The sequence below is a fragment of the Micromonospora sp. MP36 genome (assembly GCF_008119785.1).
Classification (GTDB): Bacteria; Actinomycetota; Actinomycetes; order Mycobacteriales; family Micromonosporaceae; genus Micromonospora.
The window spans coordinates 1-7,445 of sequence record NZ_VSFA01000190.1; the positions used below are offsets into that span (position 1 = coordinate 1).

The window sequence follows — 7,445 nt, forward strand, 5'->3', positions numbered from 1 at the left end:
TCAGGCACCCCGTCCCCGGTGCGCGGGCGCTTCTCGACCGGCCCCGCCGATCCTTCCGGCCCGGCTCGCCGTTTGCCGCTGTCGGTCATCTCCCGCTGTTTCTTGAACTCGTCGAACCACTCGTTCGACATGTTCGTGTCGATGAGCCGGTGGGCGTATCCGGACCGGTCGGCCAACGGCGCCTTGACCGCGGCGAAGACACTCGTGACGACGTTCGGCTCCTCCAGCCGGAAGAATCGGCCGACCCGCAGGGTGACCTCCGTCCCAGGGGAGAGATCCACCTCCCGCCCGTCCAACGTCTTGCCCGAGTTGTCCCCACCGAGCGCGAGCGGCAGCGGGTCGGGCGTCCGCTTGTCCTCCTGCATCACGAGATCGATGGACACTTCGTCGAGAAGCGGCGGCGGCTCGATTGATTCCCACAGTGCCAGCGTGCGCAGCCACTCGATGTCGTAAGCGGTGGGCGCCGGCGAGGACAACTCCAGGTACAGGGGCGCTCCCGTGCCGTTCCTTCCGGCCGGTGCTTCCAGGACCGCCAGGGGTAGACCATCCATCCCGTACCCGAGCCGGAAACGCCCCTCCTTCAACTCCGCGGCGATGACCGGCGGAAGCCCGTCGGCCACCTCGACCGGTGGAATCGTGACTCTCTGGCCGCCGAAGGTGATGTTAAATATTCCGCTTTCGCTCACCGGCGCCGTGATGTGGTAGAGATTGCCGAACTTCCACCGGTCGGCGGTCTCCCATACCGGGCCGGCTGCCATGCTCCGCAGTTCGGCCAGCTCGCTGTCGGTGAACCTGCGGGCGAACTCCTGATAGACGAACCTCTCGGTGCCGTCGGGCGCGGTGTACGGGATTCTGGCGATAGCGATACCGACACCTTCGCCATCAACCTTTCCGACAACGACAGCGACCCTGTCGCCCGCGACGGCGACCCGACCGACATATTCGAGGAACACGTCGTTGTCGCCAACCCGGAACTGAAGATATGGGCGACCCCCGATGTCCTCGACGGGGACGGGGACGGTGAATGGGTCTTGCAGGTTCCAACGGTTCTCGTCTTCCCACTTGCTGTCCTCGCGGAGGGCGTCGACGTATCGGCGGTGCTCTTCGAGTACCTCGATGTGCCGGCGGGGGGAGCTGGGGCGTTGACGGACGGCCGCGAGGTTCCGATCGAATGTGTCCCGCAGGAGCGACCAGTGGCGGTTCGTCGTGTTCTGTTCCGCCGCGTCGACTTCGGTTTTCAGCAGATCGAACGCCTCGTCGAACACGACATCCAGTCGGCGCAGTTCGGTGAGGGCTGTCGGTGACGGGAAACCCTCGACGATGCGGGCATCGTGTGGGTCACGAGGCTGACCGAGGTAGTAGGCGCCGTTCAACAAGACGACTGGTTGCGGTTTGGCACCGTCATCGGACGGCGGACCGATGACGTGCGGGGCACCGAACGGGTGGTGGATCTCCATCGGCAGACCCAACCCCCAGGCCACGATGTGGGGAACCACATGCACAACGTCGGGATAGCCGGGCTGGCGGTGTACGAGTTTGTTGAGCAGGTGCCGGTGCAGGGTCTCCCGTCGCTGCTCGGACATGTTCTCCGGATAAGGGAGAAATGCTCTGAACATCGACTGCTCACCCCGGCGGAGGTCGACGTCCAGGTGGCGGGCCACCAGCACGCCCAGTTCAGCCACGGTGGTGACGCCCGCCTGCGCCAACAGATCCCCATGGGTTTTCAACACCGTCCCGTAGAAGACGTCGAGCGGCCCCGCGTCGCCCTCCGCGCGATCGATGTGGAAAACCGAATGCGCCCACTGCTCGAATGCCGCCAACTCGCTGCGGGTTTCCCCGGCCGACAACTGCCCGATCGCCGACTCAACTTTCGACCACCGGGCCTCCGCCGCCCTTTCCATCAGCTTGGTCAGATCCGCCGCCGTGGGTCTGGTGGCGAACTCCTGGTACATGAAGCTCTCGGTTCCGTCGGGCGCGGTGTACGGGAATCTGGCCTCAGCGAGGCCCTCTTCGCCGTCCATCCAGAAATCGACAGCGATCCTGTCGCCCAGGATGGAGATGGGGTTGAAATTGGGGAGACGCAGGCTCTTGCCGCCCACCTCCATCATCAACAATATATTCTGTTTATATTGGGCCCGGACGGTGGGGTAATGGGTGAACCGACCAGTCTGAGGCCCTCGGCTCTCGTCTTTCCAGCCGCTGGCCCGGAGGATGTAATAGAGGTACCGGCGGTGTTCTGTCAGGATGTCGGCCTGGCGTTGGGGCGATTCGGGGCGTTGACGGATGACCGCGAGCTTACGCTGGAACGCTTCCCGCAGGGCGGGCCAGTGTCTGTTGGCCGGACGAGGGTCCTGTTCCGCCTCGTTGATTTGCTCCTGCAGCAGACCGAGTGCCTGGTCGAACAGTCCATCCAGTCGCTGCTTCTCGTCGTCCGATATTGACGTCCGCTCGGGACCCTCGGCGAGGCGGCCAGCGCGTTCGGCATCGGCTGGTAGCTGGCCGAGGTAGAAGGCGCCATCGTAGAAGACGACCGGATACGGGTCGGCACCAGCATCGGACTCCGGGCCGATGTCGTCCGGGGCGCCGAACGGTTGGTAGATGCGCAGCTGGGACAACTTCCGGGCCAGGATACGGACAACCACAGGCGCGACGTCGTAATCGCCGTTCTGGTGGTTCGCGACCTTGTCGATCCAGTTCCGGTGCAGGTCCTCTCGCCGCTGCTCGGACATGACCTCCGGATACGGAAACAACTCCCTGAACTCCGACGCGTCACCCAGGCGGAGCTCAGCGGCCAGGCTGCTGGCCGCCCACCCGTGCAGTCCGTTCGGGATGCGGTCGAGCTTCAAGTCCGCCAACTGCTGGCTGAAGGTGCGCGTCACCGAGTCGTAGAAGTTTGGCTTCGGTCCGCCCTTCGCGAGATCGATTCCGAACACGTCGCGCGTCCACCGCACGAAATTCTGCTCGTCGCGTTTGCCCACGGCCGACAACTGTCCGATCGCCGAAGCCACGGTCCGCTTCCAGCCCTGCCGGGCGCCGCCGGACCCACCGACCGCCGGCGCCCCACCCGACCCCTGGCCTGTCCGCACCCCCGCCTGCCGGGCACCGCCGGACCCACCGACCGCCGGCGCCCCACCCGACCCCGGGCCTGTCAGCACCCCCGCCTGCCCCGAGACCGTGAGGGCCTCGGTGATCTTGCGTTTCAGGTTGTCGAAGTCCTTGTTGTCCACACCCGTGTCGACAAGCCGGTAGACGTGTCCGGACTTGTCAACCAACGGCGCTTTGACCACGGCGGGAATGGTGCCGGCGACATCCGCTCCGACCGGCTCCGGCCACTTCCCCACCCACAGGGTGACCAACGTCCCCGGGGAGAGATCCACCTCCGCCCCGTCCAACGTCTTGGCCGGATCAGGACCGCCGACCGCAATAGACAGCGGACCGGGCGTCCACGTCCCCTCCTGCAACACGACATCGAAAGGCATCTTTCCGGAAAGATCCCACCGATCCGTCGGTTCCCACAACGCCTCCTTGCGCCGCCGCTTGATGTCGTCTACGACGAGGGCGGGCTTGCGCGGTTCCAGGTAGAGGGGCAGTCCTCTGACGTTCTTCTCGGCCTGCGCTACCAGGACCGCAGTGGGTCGGCCACCGTCCCTGGCATACCCGAGCAGGAGACGACCGTCCAACTCGGCAGGTAGGACAGGCGGAAGTCCGCCGACCACCGGGCGGGGCGGGACCGTGAGCAATCTGTCGCTCGTTTTGGCCTTGGGGTCGCCGAAAAGGCCGGCCACCCTCCCGCGTGCACGGAAAGGCAACGTGACCTGGTAGTAGTCGCTCGACAGCGGTTGGTGGCGACGCTCCCACACGCGGCCGGCTGCCTTCCTCCTCAACTCGGCCAGGTCACGTTCGCCGAGCTTGTGTTCGCCTCTTCGGTAGATGATCCTGTCGGTGCCGTCAGCCGCGTCGGTATACCGGAATTCCGCAATACCGATGCGTTCTTCGCCGAGTGCTCCGAAATGAAAAGCAACCGAATCGCCGTGCATGACCAGTTGGTCGACATTGAGGAGAACCCTGTCGATGCCGCCCAGCCGCACGCGCAACTGCGAGCTCCGCCCGGACCGCACTCCGACGGCGAAGATGTCGAGCGTAAACTGTCCACGGAGGTCCGGCTTCTTTTCCTCCCAGAGGCTATCCACACCGAGGCTGTCGAGGTATCGGCGGTGTTCGACGAGTTCCCGGGCCTTTTTGCGGTAGGGGAAGTCGGGTTGTTTACGGATGACCGCGAGTTTGCGCTGGAAGACTTCCTGCAGGATGGGCCAGTGCTTGGCGTTGGTCGGATGGGGGTTCTCCTCCGCCGCCTTGATTCTCGCTTGCAGCAGATCGCGCGCTTCGTCGAACAGTTGATCGAGTCGCCGCTGCTCGTCGTCCGATATTGACGTCCGCTCGGGACCCTCTGCGAGGCGGCCAGCGCGTTCGGCATCGGCTGGGTCAGGTAGCTGGCCGAGGTGGTAGGCGCCATTGTGGAAGACGACCGGATACGGGATGGCATCAGCATCGGGCTCCGGGCCGATGTCGTCCGGGGCACCGTACGGATGGTGGATCCGCATCGACAGGGGCAACCTCGAAGCGATGATGGGAAGAACCACATGCGCAATGTCGTAATCGCCGGTCAGGTCGTGCGTGATCTTGTTAAGCCATTGCCGGTGCAGGTCCTCCCGTCGCTGCTCGGACATGACCTCCGGATACGGAAGCAACTTCCGGAACTCCGACGCGTCACCCAGGCGAAGGTCAGCGGCCAACTGGCGGGCCACCCACGCGCGCAGTCCAGCACTGCTGCGATGGACCCCCGCGTCCTCCAACTGCCTCCCGAAGCGACGCACCACCGCGTTGTAGAGGTCGTTCGCCTTCGGCGTGTGCCCCGCGAGATCGATTCCGAACACGTCGCGCGTCCACCGCACGAAATTCTGCTCGTCGGGTTTGCCCACGGCCGACAACTGTCTGATCGCCGATTTCACTGTCTGCGACCAGTCCGACCCCGGGTCTGTCAGCACCCCCGCCTGCCGCGAGACCGCCAGGGCCTCGATGATCTCGCGTTTCAGGTCGTCGAAGTCCTTGTTGTCCACACCCGTGTCGACGAGCCGGTAGACGTGTCCGGACGTGTCGACCAACGGCGCCTTGACCACGGCGGGAATGGTGCCGACGACATCCGCTCCGACCGACCCCGGCTCCTGCCACTTCCCCACCCACAGGGTGACCAACGTCCCCGGGGAGAGATCCACCTCCGCCCCGTCCAACGTCTTGGCCGGATCAGCACCGCCGACCGCAATAGACAGCGGACCGGGCGTCCACGTCCCCTCCTGCAATATGACATCGAAAGACATCTCCTCGGAAAGATCCCACCGGGCCGCCGGTTCCCACAACGCTCTCTTGCGCAGCCGCTTGATGTCGTACCGGGTCATGGTAGGTCTGGAAATTTCCAGGTACAGGGGCAGCTCTGTGACGTTCGTCCTGGCCGGTGCTTCCACGACCGCAGTGGGTCGGCCGCCGTCCTCGGCATACCCGAGTAGAAGCCGGACCTCCTTCAACTCGTTGACGACAACGGGCGGAAGTCCGCCGATCACCGGGACGTTCAGGATCCTCCCCGGCAGGGCTTGCCGGCGGCCTTCGGCTCTACCGAGCCTGACGCCCAGTCTCCCTCCCTCCTGCACGGGCGTCGTCCTGGAGTAGAAGTCGCCCAACAGTCGCGGGCGGTCAACGTGCCACACCTTGTCGGGCGCCTTCTCCCTCAGCTCGGCCAGCTCCACGCCAGTGAACCTGCGGCTGATTTCTTGGTGGGCCTCACTTTTGGTGCCGTCGGGTGCGGTGTACTCGATTACAACAATACCGGCGCCCACTCCGTCGGCCGTTCCGAAATGGACAGCGATCATATCGCCCGAGATAGCCATCCGATCGATATTAGCGAGGATAACGAACTTCCCGCCCAACCATGTGCGCAAATATGTTGGCCTCCGCCTCCGGTACTGGCTGACGGGCAGGAGGAGGGTGAACTGGTCGTCCAGGTTCCGCCGGTTCCCGGAGTCCCATTTGCTGTCTCGGGCGAGTCTGCGAAGGTAGTCGAGGTGTTCGGCGAGTTCCCGGGCCTTTTTGCTGTAGGGGAAGTTGGGTTGTTTACGGATGGCCGCGAGTTTGCGCTGGAAGGTTTCCTGCAGGATGGGCAAGTGCCCGGCGTTGGTCGGAACCGGGTTCTCCTCCGCTGCCTTGATTCTGGCTTGCAGCAGATCGCGTGCTTCGTCGAACAGTTGATCGAGTCGCTGCTTCTCGTCGTCCGATATCACTGTCCACGGGAAGCCCTCAGCGAGGCGGCCATCGGCTGGGTCAGGTAGCTGGCCGAGGTGGTAGGCGCCATTGTGGAAGACGACCGGATACGGGATGGCATCAGCATCGGGCTCCGGGCCGATGTCGTCCGGGGCACCGTACGGATGGTGGATCCGCATCGACAGGGGCAACCTCGAAGCGATGATGGGAAGAACCACATGCGCAATGTCGTAATCGCCGGTCAGGTCGTGCGTGATCTTGTTAAGCCATTGCCGGTGCAGGTCCTCCCGTCGTTGCTCGGACATGACCTCCGGATACGGAAGCAACTTCCGGAACTCCGACGCGTCACCCAGGCGAAGGTCAGCGGCCAACTGGCGGGCCACCCACGCGCGCAGTCCAGCACTGCTGCGATGGACCCCCGCGTCCTCCAACTGCCTCCCGAAGCGACGCACCACCGCGTTGTAGAGGTCGTTCGCCTTCGGCGTGTGCCCCGCGAGATCGACCCCGAGCACCTCGCTCGTCCACCGCACGAACTCCGCCGCATCATCGCGGGTCCCATCCACCCCACCACGGCGTTCCACGGCCGACAACTGCGCGACCGCCGAAGCCACGGTCCGCTTCCAGTCCTGCCGGGCGCCGCTGGACCCACCGACCGCCGGCGCCCCACCCGGCCCCCGGTCCGGCCCGATTGGTGCGGGGTTCTCCGGCAGGGGCGCGAGATCAAGCTCCGATTCCACCTGGTCCCACGCTGCCAGCAGCCGCAAGGCCTCGTCCGTGTCGGCATCCGCCAGCCAATCGAAGTCAGCCACCGATGCCAGCGGATCCTCCCCCGCCAGCAGATCCGAGGGGCCGACCGGGCCGGCACCCCCCTGCGGCTCCCAGTCCATGTCGAACGTCGGTGAATCCACCCCCGCCAGCAGATCCGAGGGGTCGACCGGGCCGGCACCCCCCTCCGACTCCCAGTCCATGTCGAACGTCGGTGAATCCACCCCCGCCAGCAGATCCGACTCGACCGAGTCGGCATCCCCCTGCGGCTCCCATCTCTCATCGAGCGTCGGTGTATTCATTCGAAACACACCCAATTCATCCAGTTCCGTTTCCAGATCCGGGTCCGCTACGGATGCCTGGGCACTAGA

1 protein-coding gene is annotated in these 7,445 nt (G+C 65.1%); it reads right to left on the minus strand.

The annotated features are described in order from the left end of the window. The coding region (locus tag FXF52_RS42275) for a hypothetical protein (protein ID WP_222870935.1) at positions 1–7,445 on the minus strand (7,445 nt) is incomplete at both ends.